The following is a 504-nucleotide window of genomic DNA, read 5'->3' as shown; positions in this document are numbered from 1 at the left end:
GCTTTTCTCTGTTGAGATTCTCAGGAGAACCCCGCTGACCCGGCGGCGCGTTTGCCGTTGTTCCGTGTCAGTGGTGGCGCATTATAGGGAGTTATTCCGGCCTGACAAGAGGAAATTTAAAATAATTTTCTGACCGCGCAACATTCAACCAAATCAGCCTAAAACTGCCAGTTTTTCGAGCGTTTCGAAGCCGTAACGCTGTAAAACGGGCAATAATTGTTCAGCTCCTGGCGTCATTGCCATACAAAAGGCAATATTCGCATCGGCAGATTTTGCATCCGGGGCTTCATGTTCTAACAACCAGGCCGTTCGGCGAGCAATCGCTGCGCCAGAATCCACCAGCCGGGTTCCCTCTGGCAGCACTTGTAACAGTTCTTCTTGTAGTAGAGGGAAATGGGTGCAACCCAATACAACGGTATCTGGCGGCTCTTTCATTCTTAACCACGGGCGTAGGATACGTTTAGTGCATCCAGAGAAACATCTTCGCCATGTAGCTTCGCTTCA

1 protein-coding gene is annotated in these 504 nt (G+C 50.0%); it reads right to left on the bottom strand.

All coding sequences use genetic code 11. From position 1 onward, the window contains the following. Positions 1-153: 153 nt before the first annotated feature. Positions 154-435 carry a hypothetical protein gene (locus K0039_RS25000; RefSeq protein WP_500303709.1) on the bottom strand — a complete coding sequence of 94 codons (282 nt, stop codon included), beginning with the start codon at positions 433-435 and terminating at the stop codon, positions 154-156. Positions 436-504: the final 69 nt, after the last annotated feature.

The sequence above is a fragment of the Terrisporobacter mayombei genome, assembly GCF_020748465.1.
GTDB lineage: Bacteria > Bacillota > Clostridia > Peptostreptococcales > Peptostreptococcaceae > Terrisporobacter > Terrisporobacter mayombei.
This window is presented reverse-complemented; position numbering and strand designations above follow the sequence as displayed.

Bases quoted from the DNA above. Each gene is read 5' to 3' on its own strand.
- K0039_RS25000 (WP_500303709.1), bottom strand. From the start codon at position 435: ATGAAAGAGCCGCCAGATACCGTTGTATTGGGTTGCACCCATTTCCCT.